Source organism: Kribbella sp. NBC_00889, assembly GCF_045207705.1.
Lineage (GTDB): Bacteria > Actinomycetota > Actinomycetes > Propionibacteriales > Kribbellaceae > Kribbella.
In genome coordinates this window covers 1,775,845-1,790,016 of the sequence record NZ_CP108783.1, presented here as the reverse complement: position 1 = coordinate 1,790,016, position 14,172 = coordinate 1,775,845, and the positions used below count along the sequence as shown (strand labels likewise).

Annotated in this window: 12 protein-coding genes; 6 read left to right on the top strand and 6 right to left on the bottom strand. The window is 67.8% G+C overall.

Features of this window, described 5'->3' with window-relative positions; translation table 11 throughout:
* Positions 1 to 3: 3 nt before the first annotated feature.
* Genes OG817_RS08775 through OG817_RS08765 form a run of 3 tightly spaced genes read left to right on the top strand, consistent with a single transcriptional unit; the run spans position 4 to position 2,832 of the window.
* Complete coding sequence (locus tag OG817_RS08775) at positions 4 to 999, top strand: sigma-70 family RNA polymerase sigma factor (RefSeq protein ID WP_406053202.1); 996 nt, start codon at positions 4 to 6, stop codon at positions 997 to 999.
* A gap of 59 nt (positions 1,000 to 1,058) precedes the next feature.
* Complete coding sequence (locus OG817_RS08770) at positions 1,059 to 1,424, top strand: hypothetical protein (RefSeq protein ID WP_396393055.1); 366 nt, start codon at positions 1,059 to 1,061, stop codon at positions 1,422 to 1,424.
* Entirely contained in the window at positions 1,417 to 2,832 is a 1,416-nt protein-coding gene (locus OG817_RS08765) for a hypothetical protein (RefSeq protein WP_406053201.1), read from the top strand. The genes OG817_RS08770 and OG817_RS08765 overlap by 8 nt, the downstream gene beginning before the upstream one ends.
* A gap of 40 nt (positions 2,833 to 2,872) precedes the next feature.
* Here OG817_RS08765 and OG817_RS08760 read toward each other — a convergent pair whose 3' ends face one another.
* Positions 2,873 to 4,348, bottom strand: a complete 1,476-nt coding sequence (locus tag OG817_RS08760) for an MFS transporter (protein WP_406053200.1) — start codon at positions 4,346 to 4,348, stop codon at positions 2,873 to 2,875.
* 84 nt (positions 4,349 to 4,432) lie between these two features.
* On the opposite strand from OG817_RS08760, the gene OG817_RS08755 reads away from it, so the two are divergent.
* From OG817_RS08755 to OG817_RS08745, 3 genes are read left to right on the top strand one after another with little or no spacing between them, the layout of a single operon-like run.
* Complete coding sequence (locus OG817_RS08755) at positions 4,433 to 5,068, top strand: TetR/AcrR family transcriptional regulator (RefSeq protein WP_406053199.1); 636 nt, start codon at positions 4,433 to 4,435, stop codon at positions 5,066 to 5,068.
* A 29-nt stretch (positions 5,069 to 5,097) separates the two neighbouring features.
* On the top strand, positions 5,098 to 5,394 hold the full coding sequence (locus OG817_RS08750; RefSeq protein WP_406053198.1) for a DUF167 domain-containing protein: 297 nt from the start codon (positions 5,098 to 5,100) through the stop codon (positions 5,392 to 5,394).
* A complete protein-coding gene (locus OG817_RS08745) occupies positions 5,387 to 6,013 on the top strand; it encodes a hypothetical protein (protein WP_406053197.1) in 627 nt (208 codons plus the stop codon). Before OG817_RS08750 ends, OG817_RS08745 begins: the two co-directional genes overlap by 8 nt.
* 9 nt (positions 6,014 to 6,022) lie before the next feature.
* Here the strand turns inward: OG817_RS08745 and OG817_RS08740 are convergent, their stop codons facing one another.
* Genes OG817_RS08740 through OG817_RS08720 form a run of 5 tightly spaced genes read right to left on the bottom strand, consistent with a single transcriptional unit; the run spans position 6,023 to position 13,974 of the window.
* Entirely contained in the window at positions 6,023 to 7,237 is a 1,215-nt protein-coding gene (locus OG817_RS08740; protein ID WP_406053196.1) for a nitrate/nitrite transporter, read from the bottom strand.
* Positions 7,234 to 7,989 carry a respiratory nitrate reductase subunit gamma gene (gene narI, locus OG817_RS08735; RefSeq protein WP_406053195.1) on the bottom strand — a complete coding sequence of 252 codons (756 nt, stop codon included), beginning with the start codon at positions 7,987 to 7,989 and terminating at the stop codon, positions 7,234 to 7,236. Before narI ends, OG817_RS08740 begins: the two co-directional genes overlap by 4 nt.
* On the bottom strand, positions 7,986 to 8,606 hold the full coding sequence (gene narJ / locus OG817_RS08730) for a nitrate reductase molybdenum cofactor assembly chaperone (RefSeq protein ID WP_406053194.1): 621 nt from the start codon (positions 8,604 to 8,606) through the stop codon (positions 7,986 to 7,988). The genes narI and narJ overlap by 4 nt, the downstream gene beginning before the upstream one ends.
* A complete protein-coding gene (gene narH / locus OG817_RS08725; RefSeq protein WP_406053193.1) occupies positions 8,603 to 10,270 on the bottom strand; it encodes a nitrate reductase subunit beta in 1,668 nt (555 codons plus the stop codon). Before narH ends, narJ begins: the two co-directional genes overlap by 4 nt.
* Complete coding sequence (locus OG817_RS08720; RefSeq protein WP_406053192.1) at positions 10,270 to 13,974, bottom strand: nitrate reductase subunit alpha; 3,705 nt, start codon at positions 13,972 to 13,974, stop codon at positions 10,270 to 10,272. Before OG817_RS08720 ends, narH begins: the two co-directional genes overlap by 1 nt.
* Between the last annotated feature and the right edge of the window lie 198 nt (positions 13,975 to 14,172).

The window sequence follows — 14,172 nt, the reverse complement described above, 5'->3', positions numbered from 1 at the left end:
GGCGTGAGATCGCATCCGCACGCGACAGCGGATCACGACAGATTCACCGCCGAGACCGCACGGTTCCGCCGGGAGTTGCTGGCGCACTGCTATCGCATGGTCGGCTCCGCGCACGACGCCGAGGACCTGGTGCAGGAGACCTATCTGCGGGCGTGGCGGTCGTACGCCGGCTTCGAAGGCCGGGCGTCGATCCGGTCGTGGCTCTACAAGATCGCCACCAACGTCTGCCTGAGAGCGCTGAAGCCGCGCCCGATCCGGGTGCTGCCCTCGGGTCTGGCCGGCCCGTACGACGGACCGGATCGCGAACCGAGTCTCGTTGCGCCGGGTGAGGTCTCCTGGCTGGAACCGTTGCCGGACCAGTGGATCGCCCCGCCCGCCGACGATCCTGCCGACGTCGTCGTCGCGCGCGAGTCGGTGCGGCTCGCGCTCATCGCCAGTCTGCAGCACCTGCCCGCTCGTCAACGGGCGATCCTCATCCTGCGCGACGTACTGGCGTTCTCAGCCGCGGACACGGCGGAGGTTCTCGACACCACCGTCGCAGCGGTCAAGAGCGGTCTGCAGCGCGGCCGCGCCCGACTGGACGAGTTGCAGCCGGAGCCCGCGGAACTGCTCGAACCGACCGACCAACGCGCACGCGCACTGCTCGACGGCTACATCGCGGCCTTCGAGCGCTCCGATGCCGGCCTGCTGGAACAGGTACTGCGCGCGGACGCCACGCTGGAGGCGACGCCGTTCCGCGACTGGCAGTCGGGCCGGGCGACGTGCATCCACATACTCGACGCGTACGTGCTGGGCGCACCCGGCGACTGGCGGATGATCGCGACCACCGCCAACGGCCAGCCGGCCGCCGCCGTGTACCACCGGACCCCGGACGGCACACTCCGAGCCGACGGCGCCGTCGTACTGGCCCCCACCCCCACCGGCATCTCCGCAGTCATCAAGTTCCACGACCCTACGCTGGTCACGACCTTCGGCTTCCCCGACGTACTCCCGCACTGACTTGTACGGCGCGGAGCCGTGGGATTGTGCTCGCAGATCCTGGCGTGTTTGACTCCGACATGACCGCGCTTGAGGACGAGCTCGGCGAGTTGCTGCTGCTCGACGAGGACCAGCTCTACATCGCGCTGGCGCGGTCCGATCCCGCCAACGCCGACGTGATGTTCTCGCCGGTCGAGGCGCGCGAGACAGGTCGCCGTACCTTCGACCGCCTCGAGGAACCCCTCCGTCATCGGATCTGCGACGAGTGGAACTACTGCGCAAAGAAGAAGTCGTCCAACTTCGGCGACACGCTGACCCTCACCGCGGCCGTGGCGGACGTCATCGTCACGGTGCTGGGCGGTATCCCCGCCGGCACGGTGGCGACGCTGCTGGTCAAGAAGGGTCTGTCGAAGCTGTGCCGATGCCGTGCCGACGACGATGACTGACGAGGTCGACAAGGATCTGCGTGGTCGCTACTCCCCTCGGACCGACCACCTCTCCTTCACGCACCGCATCCCCGACGCCTTCCCGTACATCGAACTGTCCGTGACCTCGGCCGACATGGCTACGCCGATGGCCGGCTTGCTGGACGAGTTCGTGCATCGCGCGCAGTGGTCGCTGACCGCGGTCGGCATGGTGTACCGCGTCGGCTGCCATGTGCAGGTGCTCCACACCCTCGAACTACTGCGCCTGCTCGCAAGCGACGCGTCCCTGCGGGTCCCCACGCCATGGCTCACCGGAGACCTTCCCGCTGACGCGGAAGCGGCACGCCACCTCACGGCGATCCGTGCCGTCGAGTCGACCCAGCGATACCTCCTCGGGCAGCCCCTGGGCCACCCGATCGGCGAACTCTACGATGCACTGCGCGTCGCCCGCGCCGCACTCGACGACGCAAGCCCACTGCACTTCGGGACGTTCGGAACCTTCGGGTCGGAAGGTCTCTATGATGCGAGCGGCCGTCCGGAGAAGCTGACCAGCACGCAGAACATCCTCGAGAGTCATGCGAGCACCTTCGCCGTCGAGCTGCTTCGCGGCGTGTCCCGCAAACGCGCCCGAAGGTGGCTCGACGAGTACGTCGCGACGAATCACGTCGACGTCTACCGCACCCTCCAAGAGCTTGCCACCGTCGCGCGCAGCGACGCCGACAACGACTCGCTCCTGCGGCTCTCCGACTGGGCACTCGCCTGCCCGTTGACGCACGTGTACGGCGTACCGCCACCTCCTGACTACCTCGAGTCCGCCGTACCGTATGCGCGCTTCGCCCTCGGGCTGCAGCGATTTCCTCTGCTCGCCAAGGCGTTCCATCGCAACGGTGTCCCCGATCCGACCTCACGGCAACTCGTCGAGGCCGTCATCGCGGCGTACGGCGACATCCGGCCCGGTTTCGTCGATGTTCCGCCGGACCGCCGCAGAGAGATCGACGTCGCGCTGAACGAGGTCGACGAGTGGCAGCAGCGGCAGCTCTCGACACGCACCGACCCCGACATCATCACCAGCTTCACCAGGCTCATCACGATCGCGACGGCCCAGGCAGTTCAGCGCTATCTGGCCGGACTGCGAGAGATCCCCCGCGACGGCATGATGTTCGAGCCGACCCACGAACGGCTGGTCCGCATGTGCGCGATCTCCGATTCCCCCGTGATCGTCTATCCCGACGGCCTCGAGGTCTTCCTCTGCGAGCCGAACGACGACCCCGAACTGGAGTTGAGATTCCGTACGACGACCTTCGGGATCACCGCAGCGGCTCGCGCACTGCACGCGCCCGCCGCGGCCCAACCCGAGCACCTGCCCTTCGACCTCGCCGCTCTGCTCGAGTGGACCGGAGTAACCCCAGACCAAGTGAGCCCCCGGTGAGGCACCCCAAGATCCAACCTCGCACCACCTGAGCCGGGGATCAGTGCTCTATGCCGGGGCGGGCGGTCTTGGGGAGCAGGAAGCCGACGGCGAACGTGAGTGCGATCCCGCCGAGGGTTGCCAGCAGCGCCACCTGGGCGCCGTCGAGGGCGGCCAGGGAGCGGGTCGCGGGCTCGGCGTCGGCGACCTTGCCCATGAAGATGGTCCCGATCACCGCGATACCGAGCGCTATCCCCACCTGCTCCAGCGAACCCAGCATGCCCGTTGCCGAGCCGACCTCCTCGTCGCGGACGCCGCCCAGGATGATGTCGAACAGCGGGACGAAGACCATGCCCATCCCGGCCCCGCCGATCAGGTTGGGGACCACCAGGTCCCAGTGCCCGACGTTCAGCCCGGTCAGCGCGAGTACGCCGTACAGGCCGGTGAGCCCGATCGCCATCAGCGCGAGGCCGATGTGCAGCAGCTTCCGGCCGTACTTCTGCATCGCCATCCCGGAGACCGCAGAACCGATCAGCGCCCCGAACGCCCACGGCGCCATCGCCAGGCTGGCGTGGATCGGGGTGTAGCCGAGGCCGACCTGGAGGAACATGCCCAGGACGAACGTGCCGGCCATCGCACCGAAGAAGACCACCGCGAACAGTACGCCGGACAGGTACGAGCGGCTCCGCAGCAGCCCGGGCTCGATCAGCGGGGTCGCGCCGCTGCGCTGCCGGCGGGACTGGTACGCACCGAAGCCGGCGAGCACCGGCACCGAGGCGACCAGAAGCGCCTTCGACCACAGCGGCCAGCCGATCTCGTGCCCCTGCACCAGCGGGTAGACCAGGGCAACCAGGCCGGCCCCGGCGATCAGCAGCCCAGGAATGTCCAGCGAGATCCGGCGGCCGTCGGCGGCCCTGGTGTTCGGCAGGTACTTGGCCGCGACGACGAAGGTGAAGATGCCGACCGGGATGTTCACCAGGAAGATCGCTCGCCAGCCGGTCCCGAGCAGATCCGCGTCGAGCAGCGTGCCGCCGATGATCGGGCCGATCACCGCTGACAGACCCATCACCGGACCGAAGAACCCGAACGCCTTGGCTCGCTCACCCGGATCGAACAGGTCGCGGGCCAGTCCGAAGCCCTGCGGCAACATGATCGCGGCGAACGCACCTTGGGCGACGCGGGCGGCGATCAGCATGTCCGACGACACGGCGAGGCCGCAGAGGAACGAGATCACGGTGAACCCGCCGACGCCGATCAGCAGCGCCTGCTTCCGGCCGACCATGTCACCGAGGCGGCCGCCGACGAGGAGCAGGACAGCCAGAGCCATCGTGTACCCGGCGGCCATCCACTGAAGGCTCGCGTAGGAGCCGCCGAGGTCGGCGCGGATGCCGGGGGCGGCGACGTTCATCACGGTCGAGTCGAGCAGGTCCATCACCGACGCGGTGATGACCGCGGAGAAGGCGAGCCAGCGCCGGCGCTGCGGGGCGGCCTCGACTGCTGCTGTGCTGCTGGGGAGTACTGCGACTGCGGTCATCATCGGCTCCAGCTTCGAACGGAACGAACTGTTCTGTTCCAACTCTAGCGGAACGGAGCATTCCGTTCAAGTGGTAGTCTTGGTGACATGACGAAAGCTCTGAGTGGCCGGCAGGCGCAGGCGGCCCGCAACGACGAAGTGATCCTGGGCGCGGCCCGGGCGGTGTTCATCGCCGATCCCGGTGCCCCCATCTCCGCGGTCGCGGAGCGTGCCGGGGTCGGTATCAGCGCGCTCTACCGGCGCTACGCGAGCAAGGAGGAGCTGCTCCGCAAGCTCTGCAGCGACGGACTGGCCCGGTACATCGAGGAGTCGGAGAAGGCTCTGGCCGACGACCGCGAGCCGTGGGTTGCGTTCGGAGCGTTCCTGCACGCGCTGGTCGACGCCGACACCAATTCACTGACCCAGCGGCTGGCGGGGACGTTCACCCCGACGCCCGACCTCTGGCAGGACGCCGCCCGGGCGGCTGAGCTGAACCAAGCCATCTACACGCGGACGAAGGAACACCTCCGGCCGGGGATCGTCGTCGAGGACTTCGGGGTGATCCTCGAACAGATCACGTCGATCAAGTTCGGCGACGAGGCTCGGACGAACCAGCTCCGGCATCGGTACCTCACCCTGATGCTGGAGGCGATGCATCGGTCCGGAGAACAACCGGGCGGCGCGTCGGAACTCCCAGGACCGCCGCCCACCAACGACGAACTGACCAACCGCTGGCGTGCCTGACCAGGGATCCGTCGGGCGAGAATTCAGCCATGCGGATTCTGCTGCGGGTCAAACCGGGTGCCTCTCGGACCGCCGTCGGTGGCCGGTACGACGGTGCGGCCGGCCCGGCCCTGGTGGTCGCGGTGGCGGCCCGTGCGGTGGAAGGTCAGGCGACGAAGGCCGTCTTGGATGCGATCGCGGCGGCGTTCGGCGTACGACGTTCGGCCGTGACACTGGTGCGAGGCGCGACCAGCCGAGACAAGCTGGTCGAGATCCAGGGCGACGACACCGAGATTCGGCCCAGACTCGAGAGACTCCTCGGCCGGTTGGGGGATCGCGATGCCTGATGTGTTGAGCGTGCTGGCCGGCCAGCAGTACGAGTGGGACGAGCACGACTCGTTGCGGCTGGACGAGCGCTATCGGACGCGGCATCTCCCGTTACTCACCGACCGGCCTCGCGATCTGCTCGGGCCGGATCCTGGGCCCGGCGAGTTCTGGCCGCCCGCGCGCTCGTTGGTCGTCCCCCTACCGGATCCACGCCCAGAGCCGTTCCTTTCGGCGCTGGCTGCTTCCAGTCTGGCCGAGTTGGTGTGGTGGCGCGGACTCGAGCTGAGGGTCGACCGGGTCCACGCGACGCTGGTGCACGGCAGTGACGAACCACGAAACCTCGACGCACCGATCGACCTCGTCATCCGCGGGCCGTGGATCGGGCAGTTCAACACCGGCCGGATCTACCTTCCGGTCGAACCGGCCGACGAACAAGCCGCCCTCGCACTTGCCGTCGACCGGCCGCTGCTGGCCGGGTACCTCCAGCTGACCGCAGACGTCACCGGCAACGCCTACACCGAGCTCCGCCAGATCGTGGCAACCTTCCAACCCCTCCGAATCCCGGTCCGCGTCGCCCGCCTCCACGTCCTGGAGACAATGGACGACCTCGCCCTGAGATCCCGCATCCTGACCCGCTGAAGGGATCCGTCAGGGCTTGGCTGTCGCCTCTCGTCTGCGCACGCCGAAGATCGTGTACGGCAGGGCGATCAGGGCGGTGGCGCACAGCAGGAGCAGGCCGACGGTGTAGCTGTGGTCTGCCTCGTCGTACGTCACACCCATGACGAGCGGCGGGAAGAACCCACCGAGACCACCGGCCGCCCCGACAATGCCACTCACGCTGCCGACCCGCTCCTTCGGTGCCAGCGCGGCTACCCAGGCGAAGACGCCTCCGGTGCCGAGTCCGAGGAACGCGGCCAGGAGCACGAACGCGATACCGGCAGGGATCTCGGGTTGCGGCTGGAGCGCGACCACGACAGCGAGGATCGCCGCGCCGCCGAACGACGTCGCGGCGACGGCCCGAGGCCCGACCCGGTCGGACAGCACCCCGCCAAGTGGGCGTGCGACCACGGCTGCGATCGCGAATCCCGCCGCACGTGTCCCGGCGCCGGTCAGGTCGAAGCCGTAGACATCCTTGAGGTAGGTCGGTAGGTAGGTCGAGAACGCCACGAAGCCGCCGAAGGCGACGGCGTACAAGAACGCCATCTGCCAGGTCACGGGCAGCCTGGCGGCCGCGACCAGCTTGGGCACGACAGGATCGGCATTGGGCACCCAGATCGGCGAGTCACGCATCATCGTCCAGACGATGCCCGCGACGACCACGAGCGCCGCGGCGATGATGACATGGGTGGTTCCGTAGCCGAACCACTGGACGAAGCGGGGCGTGAAGAACGCGGACAGCGCGGTACCGCCCATGCCGGCGCCGAAGACGCCGGTCGCGAATCCGCGGCGGTCGGCCTCGAACCACGCGTTGGCGAACGGGATGCCGACCGCGAACGTTGTTCCGGCGATGCCGAGGAAGAAGCCGAAGAGCAGCAGCAGTCCATACGAGTCGAGGGCGCCGGCGACGCCGACCAGCAGCACGAACGGCGAGGTCGCCAGCAGCAACACCGTGAACATCGTTCGACCGCCGAACCGGTCGGTGAGGGCACCTGCCAGGATCCGGCCGACCGACCCGACGAGCACCGGAGTCGCGACCAGCAGCGACTTCTGACCGGACGTGAGCCCCATCTCGTCAGCATACCGGACCCCCAGCGGAGCGATCATGTTCCAGGCCCAGAAACTGATCGTGAAGGCCAGGGTCGCCAAGGCCAGGTTCCTGGCCTGCCCCTGCTCGAGCGAGAGCTCGACACCGGCCGAGCTCATCGGGACTTCCGGTCTCGATCGCGTGTCCCGACCGGATTCCAGCCGGCCCGGGCGCGACCAGTCGGTGCAGGCGTACGGGCGTCGCGGCTTCGGTAGACGATGTACGGCCGGAAAAGGTAGTGCACCGGCGCGGTGAATGCGTGGACGAGCCGGGTGAACGGCCACACGGCGAACAGCAGCATCCCGACCAGAGCGTGCACGTGGAACTGGATCGGGGCCTCGCCCATCGCGTCGACGTCGGGGTCCAGCCGGAAGATCGAGCGGAACCACGGGGAGACAGTCTCCCGGTAGTTGTGAGCCTCCGACCCTGCCCCTACTGATACCAGGGTGGTCCAGAGGCCGAGAGTGATCGCCCCGATCAGCAGTACGTACATCAGCTTGTCGTTGCGGGTGGTCGCCATGAAGACAGGACCCGTCGTACGACGACGTACGACGAGGATCACGATGCCGGCCAGCGTGCACACTCCCGCGATGCCACCGAAAAGCAGCGCGTTGAAGTGATACAGGCCCTCGGAGATCCCGACCGCCTCGGTCCAGTTCTCCGGGATGATCAGGCCGCCGACATGCCCGATGAAGACCACGAGGATGCCGAAGTGGAACAGCGGCGACCCGATCCGCAGCAGCCGTGACTCGTAGAGTTGTGACGAGCGCGTGGTCCAGCCGAACTTGTCGAAGCGGTAGCGCCAGACGGTTCCCAGCACGAGGGTCGCGATCACCAGGTAGGGCAGCACGCCCCACAGCAGCACGTTCATCGCTTGCCGGCCATTGGCAGCAGCCGCGGATCGAAGGGCTCCAGGCCGACCGTCTCGACAGGCGGCCCGCCGGCCATGGCCTGCACCGCCGCACGATCGACCGGTGAGGGTCCCGGAAGGGTGGCGCACACGGCCGCGACCACACCGGCGTACGGCGTACCATCCTCCTCCAGGCCGATCCGCAGCAGCTCGAGGCTCGGCCTGTACTCCCGCAACAACGCCTCTCCCGCGTCAGGATCGGCGATCGCCGCGAACTCCAGAACCAATGGCAAGTAGTCCGGCAGCTCGCCGCGGGTGTCGACGTGGAAGCCACTGTCGCGGTAGCGCTGTTTGAAAGCGGCAAGCACCTGGCCGCGTCGCCGGGTATCGCCGTCGGTCCAGTAGGACAAGTAGAGGGCGTGCCGACGGGAGAGATCGAAGACGTCGACGTAGCTGCGCTGGAGTTCGCCGAGAGGAAGCTGCTCCAGCTGTTCGAGTAGCGCGTCGAGGCTCGTCACGCCCTGCTCAGCGAGCGCAGTCCGCAGCAGCGGCACCCGCTCGATCAGCTGCGCATCGGGATAGCCCAAGCACCACGACGCGGATTGCCGGACGACGCGGGCACGAGCCTGCCGGTTCATTGCGAGTCCCCTCGGTCACGGGGTGGGAACAGCCCTTCCGGCGCACCGTTGCCGTCCCAGTTGAGCAGGTTGACTCTGCCGCGCAGTTCCTCGCTGCTGGTCGGTGTCTCGCTGGTCTGGCGCTGCTTGAGCGCGTGGAAAGTCTCGACGGCGACCGGCACTGGACGGCCGCTCGCCTCGCCGAACGCCGCGGAGCCGTACATGCCCGGCCCTTCGTCGTAATCGAGCGAACAGCCGATCTCCTCGAGGTCATGTGCTTGTTCGACATGGGCCTTCGGGATCACGTAGCGCTCGTCGTACTTGGCGATAGCCATCAGGCGGTACATCTCGTACATGGCTTCCTCGGTCATCCCGACCGATGCGGGAATGGAGTCGTCCGGATCCCGCCCGAGGTTGACCGCGCGCATATAGGAGCGCATCGCGGCGAGCTTGCGCAGCACGCCGTCGACAACGGCAGTCTCACCCGCCGTGAAGAGCTCGGCGAGATACTCGATCGGAATGCGCAGCGCCTCGATCGCCCCGAAGAGCACGTCGCGATCCTCGGCGTCATGGCCTTGCCCGGACAGCAGATCGACGACCGGCGAGAGCGGCGGGACGTACCAGACCATCGGCATCGTGCGGTACTCCGGGTGCAGAGGCAGCGCGACCCGGTACTTCTTCGCCAGCGCGTACACAGGTGAACGACGCGCCGCGTCCAACCAGTCCTCGGGGATCCCCTGGGCCCGCGCGCCGGCGATCACCGCGGGGTCCTCCGGATCGAGGAGCAGGTCCATCTGCGCCTCGTAGAGCTCGGCTTCCGGCACCGACGCGGCGGCTGTGACGGCGTCGGCGTCGTACAGGAAGAGGCCGAGGTAGCGCAGCCGGCCCACGCAGGTCTCCGCACAGACGGTCGGGATGCCGACCTCGACGCGGGGATAGCAGAACGTGCACTTCTCTGCCTTGCCCGACCTGTGATTGAAGTAGATCTTCTTGTACGGGCAGCCGGTGATGCACTGCCGCCACCCGCGGCAGCGATCCTGGTCGACGAGCACGATCCCGTCCTCGGTGCGCTTGTAGATCGCGCCCGACGGGCAGGAGGCCATGCAGGACGGATTGAGGCAGTGCTCGCAGATCCGCGGCAGGTAGAACATGAACGTCTGCTCGAACTCGAACTTGATCTTGTCCTCCGCCTCGCGGCGGATCTTCGCGACGATCGGGTCGAGGTGCCCCAGCTCCGGGGCGCCGCCGAGGTTGTCGTCCCAGTTCGCCGACCACGTGACCTTGGTGTCCTCGCCGGTGATCAGGGACTTCGGGCGTGCGACCGGAAAGTCGTCACCGAGGGGAGCATCGACGAGAGTCTTGTAGTCGTAGGTCCACGGCTCGTAGTAGTCGCTCAGCTCCGGCTGCACCGGGCTGGCGAAGATCGACAGCAGACGCTTGAGCCGGCCTCCTGTCTTCAACCGGAGCCGGCCACGGGAGTTGACCTCCCAGCCACCGCGCCACTGGTCCTGATCCTCGTAGCGGCGCGGGTACCCCTGGCCGGGCCGGGTCTCGACATTGTTGAACCAGACGTACTCCGTGCCCGCACGGTTCGTCCACGCCTGCTTGCAGGTGACCGAGCAGGTCTGGCACCCGATGCACTTGTCGAGGTTCATCACCATGCCCAGCTGGGCCATGACGCGCATCAGTACGTCACCTCCTGGGACCGCTTGCGGACCGTCGACACCATGTCGCGCTGATTGCCGGTCGGCCCGAGGTAGTTGAACGTGTAGGACAGCTGGGCGTAGCCACCGATCAAGTGCGTGGGCTTGACCAGCAAACGGGTGACAGAGTTGTGGATGCCGCCCCGGCGCCCGGTCGCCTCGGACTTCGGCACGTCGATGGTCCGCTCCTGCGCGTGATGCACGTAGACGACGCCGCGTGGCATCCGGTGGCTGACGACCGCCCGCGCGACGAGTACGCCGTTCGCGTTGGTGCACTCGACCCACTCGTTGTCGTGCACCTCGATCGATTCGGCGTCCTGCGGGCTCATCCAGACCGTGGGACCGCCGCGCGACAGCGACAGCATGAAGAGGTTGTCCTGGTACTCGGAGTGGATCGACCACTTCGAGTGCGGCGTCAGGTAGCGCACCACGATCTGCAGCCGTCCGTCCGGTCCGAGCGCCGGCTCGCCGAACAGCCGGTGCATGTCCAGGGGCGGCCGGTACGTCGGCAGTGCCTCACCGACGTCGGACATCCAGTCGTGATCGAGGTAGAAGTGCATCCGTCCGGTGAGCGTGTGAAACGGCTTGAGCCGCTCGATGTTGACCGTGAACGGCGCGTAGCGGCGTCCACCGGTCTCAGACCCCGACCACTCCGGCGAGGTGATCACCGGCACCGGCGCGGCCTGGGTGTCGGCGAAGCTGATCCGCTTCTCCTCCGATCCTTCGGCAAGGTCGTGCAACGTCTTGCCGACCCGCTCCTCGAGCGAGCGGAAACCCTGCACCGCCAGGGCACCGTTCGTGGTGCCGGAGAAGCGCAAGATCGCCTCTGCCAGGTGCTGGTCCGTGTCGATCGCGGGCCTCCCGGCCCCCGCGCCGGTCGGCATGACCCCGTTGCTGCGCGCCAGCGCCTGGACCTGCTCCCCGAGTTCGTAGGTGACGTTCTTGACCGTGAACCCCAGCATGTCCGCGAGCGGACCGACCGACGCGAGCTTGTCGGCGATCGCGGTGTAATCGCGCTCCACCACAGAGAAAACGGGAGTGTTGACGCCTGGGATCGCAGCGACGCCTGGTTCCTGCCAGTCCCGGACGACGCCGCCGGCCTGCCTGGTTTCACCCGGGGTGTCGTGCTGAAGAGGGACAGCGACCAGATCGCGCCGGGTGCCGAGGTGCTCGACCGCGAGCTCCGAGAGCCGCCGAGCGATGGCATGGAAGGCGTCGAAGTCGGTGCGCGCCTCCCACGGCGGGTCGATCGCAGGGCTGAACGCGTGCACGAACGGGTGCATGTCGGTCGAGGACAGGTCGTGCTTCTCGTACCAGGTCGCGGCCGGCAGCACGACATCGGACAGCAGCGTCGTCGACGTCATCCGGAAGTCGGCGGAGACCAGCAGGTCGAGCTTCCCCTCCGGCGGTTGCTGGTGCCAGGCGACGTCGGCCGGCCGCGGCACCTCGGGGTTCTCCGAGCCCAGCAGGTTCGAGTGAGTGCCGAGCAGGTTCTTCAGGAAGTACTCGTTGCCCTTCGCCGACGAGCCGAAGAGATTCGAGCGCCAGAGCACCAGCGTGCGCGGCCACGACTCCGGCGCGTCGATGTCGGCGATCGCCGGCCGCAGGCGCCCGTCCTGCAGCGCGTCCACGACGTACGACGCCGGGTCGCTCGCACGCCCCTCCTCGACGGCGGTGCTCGCCTCCTCCGCGACGTCGAGCGGATTCGCGGAGAACTGCGGATAGAACGGCATCCACCCGAGTCGTGCGGACTGCGCGATGGTGTCGGCAGTGTGCTTGTTCTTGAGATGGCCGCGCGCGAGCGGCGAACTCAGCGAATCGGCGGAGTAGCCGTCGTTGCGCCACTGACCCGTATGCATGTACCAGAACGACGTACCGGTCATGGTCCGTGGCGGCCGGCTCCAGTCCAGCGCGTTGGCCAGCGAGATCCAGCCGGTGATCGGACGGCACTTCTCCTGTCCGACGTAGTGCGCCCATCCGCCGCCGTTTCGACCCATCGACCCGGTGAGGATCAGCAGCGACAAGATCGCGCGATAGGTCGCGTCACCGTGGAACCACTGGCAGATTCCGGCGCCCATGATGATCATCGACCGGCCACCGGACTCCTCGGCGTTGCGCGCGAACTCGCGCGCGATCCGGACGCACTGCTCAGCCGGAACGCTGGTGCGCTCGGCCTGCCAAGCCGGCGTGTACGGCGTACTCGCATCGTCGTACCCGGTCGGCCACTCCCCCGGCAGCCCGTCGCGAGCCACGCCGTACTGTGCCAGCATCAGGTCGAAGACCGTGGTGACGAGGTGGCCGCCGACCCGGCGTGCCGGCACGCCACGGCGCAGGACCGAGCCGCTGCCGTCGGGATCGGTGAACGCGGGAAGCAGCACCTCGACGGGTTCACTCCCGTCGCCGGCCAGGGTCAGCGCCGGCGAGGCTTCCTCCAGGTCGAGGTTCCACCGTCCTATTCCGGAGTCTGCATAGCGAAATCCCATCGAGCCATTGGGAACCACCGGCTGTCCGGTCGCGCCGTCCAGGAACACGGTCTTCCACGCGTCCTCGGGTGCGGTGCCGCCGAGATCGGTGGAGGTCAGGAACTTGCCGGGAACCAGGCCCTCGCCGTTGTGCTCGTCGAGCCGCACCAGGAAGGGCAGATCCGTGTAGGTGCGGACGTAGTCGACGAAGAACGGCGTACGACGGTCGACGAAGAACTCCTTGAGGAGGACATGACCCATGCTCATCGCGAGCGCTGCGTCGGTGCCTGCCTGTGCGGGCATCCACTCGTCCGCGAACTTGGTGTTGTCGGCGTAGTCCGGGCTGACCGTGACCACCTTGGTCCCGCGATAGCGGACCTCGGCCATCCAGTGCGCGTCCGGCGTGCGGGTGACGGGGACGTTCGAGCCCCACATCATCAGGTACGTCGCGTCCCACCAATCACCCGACTCGGGAACGTCGGTCTGGTCACCGAAGACCTGCGGGCTCGCCACGGGCAGGTCGGCGTACCAGTCGTAGAACGACGTCATCACGCCGCCGATGAGCTGAATGAACCGGGTGCCGACGCAGTGCGACACCATCGACATCGCCGGAATCGGGGAGAAACCCGTGCAGCGGTCCGGGCCGTAGGTCTTGATCGTGTGCACGTGGGCGGCGGCGACCATGTCGACGGCCTCCTGCCAACTCACCCGTACCAGACCGCCCTTGCCGCGCGCCTGTTGATAGCGGCGGCGTTTCTCCGGATCGTTCACGACGTCCGCCCAGGCGAGCACCGGATCACCGAGCCGCTCGCGTGCCTCGCGGAACATCTCGACGAGCACCCCGCGGGCGTAGGGGTAGCGGACCCGCGTGGGTGAGTAGGTGTACCAGGAGAAGGCAGCGCCGCGCGGACATCCGCGAGGCTCATACTCGGGCCGGTCAGGTCCCACCGAGGGATAGTCGGTCTCCTGGCTCTCCCAGGTGATGATCCCGTCCTTGACGTACACCTTCCACGAGCACGAACCGGTGCAGTTCACGCCATGAGTCGAGCGCACGACTTTGTCGTGGCTCCAGCGATCCCGGTAGAACACGTCGCCCGCGCGGCCGCCCTGCCGGAACACCGCACGCCCGTCGCTGGTCTCCTCCCTCCGCGTGAAGAAGCGACCGAGCTTCAGAAGCGCGTCGCTGCCCGGACCGTCGAGACCTGCCGGACCAGCATTGCTCATGACGTCAAAGGTAAGGACAGTCCTCGCCACGGGTCCATACCTCGTCACAGCTGGGCGTGTCGATGCGAGTCTCGTGACGCCCGCTGCGTCGGTTCCTCGGGTGGGGCAGGCTTTGACGGCGTTGGCCAGACGTGGCTCACCGTAGCGGCGTACATCCGGGTCGTGGGCTCCGCCGAGTCCGCCGGCGCAAGCCTGGAC

Coding starts and splice junctions, on each gene's coding strand:
- OG817_RS08745 (WP_406053197.1), top strand. CDS start 5,387: ATGCCTGATGTGTTGAGCGTGCTGGCCGGCCAGCAGTACGAGTGGGAC.
- OG817_RS08770 (WP_396393055.1), top strand. CDS start 1,059: ATGACCGCGCTTGAGGACGAGCTCGGCGAGTTGCTGCTGCTCGACGAG.
- narJ (WP_406053194.1), bottom strand. CDS start 8,606: ATGAACCGGCAGGCTCGTGCCCGCGTCGTCCGGCAATCCGCGTCGTGG.
- OG817_RS08760 (WP_406053200.1), bottom strand. CDS start 4,348: ATGATGACCGCAGTCGCAGTACTCCCCAGCAGCACAGCAGCAGTCGAG.
- OG817_RS08750 (WP_406053198.1), top strand. CDS start 5,098: ATGCGGATTCTGCTGCGGGTCAAACCGGGTGCCTCTCGGACCGCCGTC.
- OG817_RS08720 (WP_406053192.1), bottom strand. CDS start 13,974: ATGAGCAATGCTGGTCCGGCAGGTCTCGACGGTCCGGGCAGCGACGCG.
- narH (WP_406053193.1), bottom strand. CDS start 10,270: ATGCGCGTCATGGCCCAGCTGGGCATGGTGATGAACCTCGACAAGTGC.
- OG817_RS08740 (WP_406053196.1), bottom strand. CDS start 7,237: ATGAGCTCGGCCGGTGTCGAGCTCTCGCTCGAGCAGGGGCAGGCCAGG.
- OG817_RS08755 (WP_406053199.1), top strand. CDS start 4,433: ATGACGAAAGCTCTGAGTGGCCGGCAGGCGCAGGCGGCCCGCAACGAC.
- narI (WP_406053195.1), bottom strand. CDS start 7,989: ATGAACGTGCTGCTGTGGGGCGTGCTGCCCTACCTGGTGATCGCGACC.
- OG817_RS08765 (WP_406053201.1), top strand. CDS start 1,417: ATGACTGACGAGGTCGACAAGGATCTGCGTGGTCGCTACTCCCCTCGG.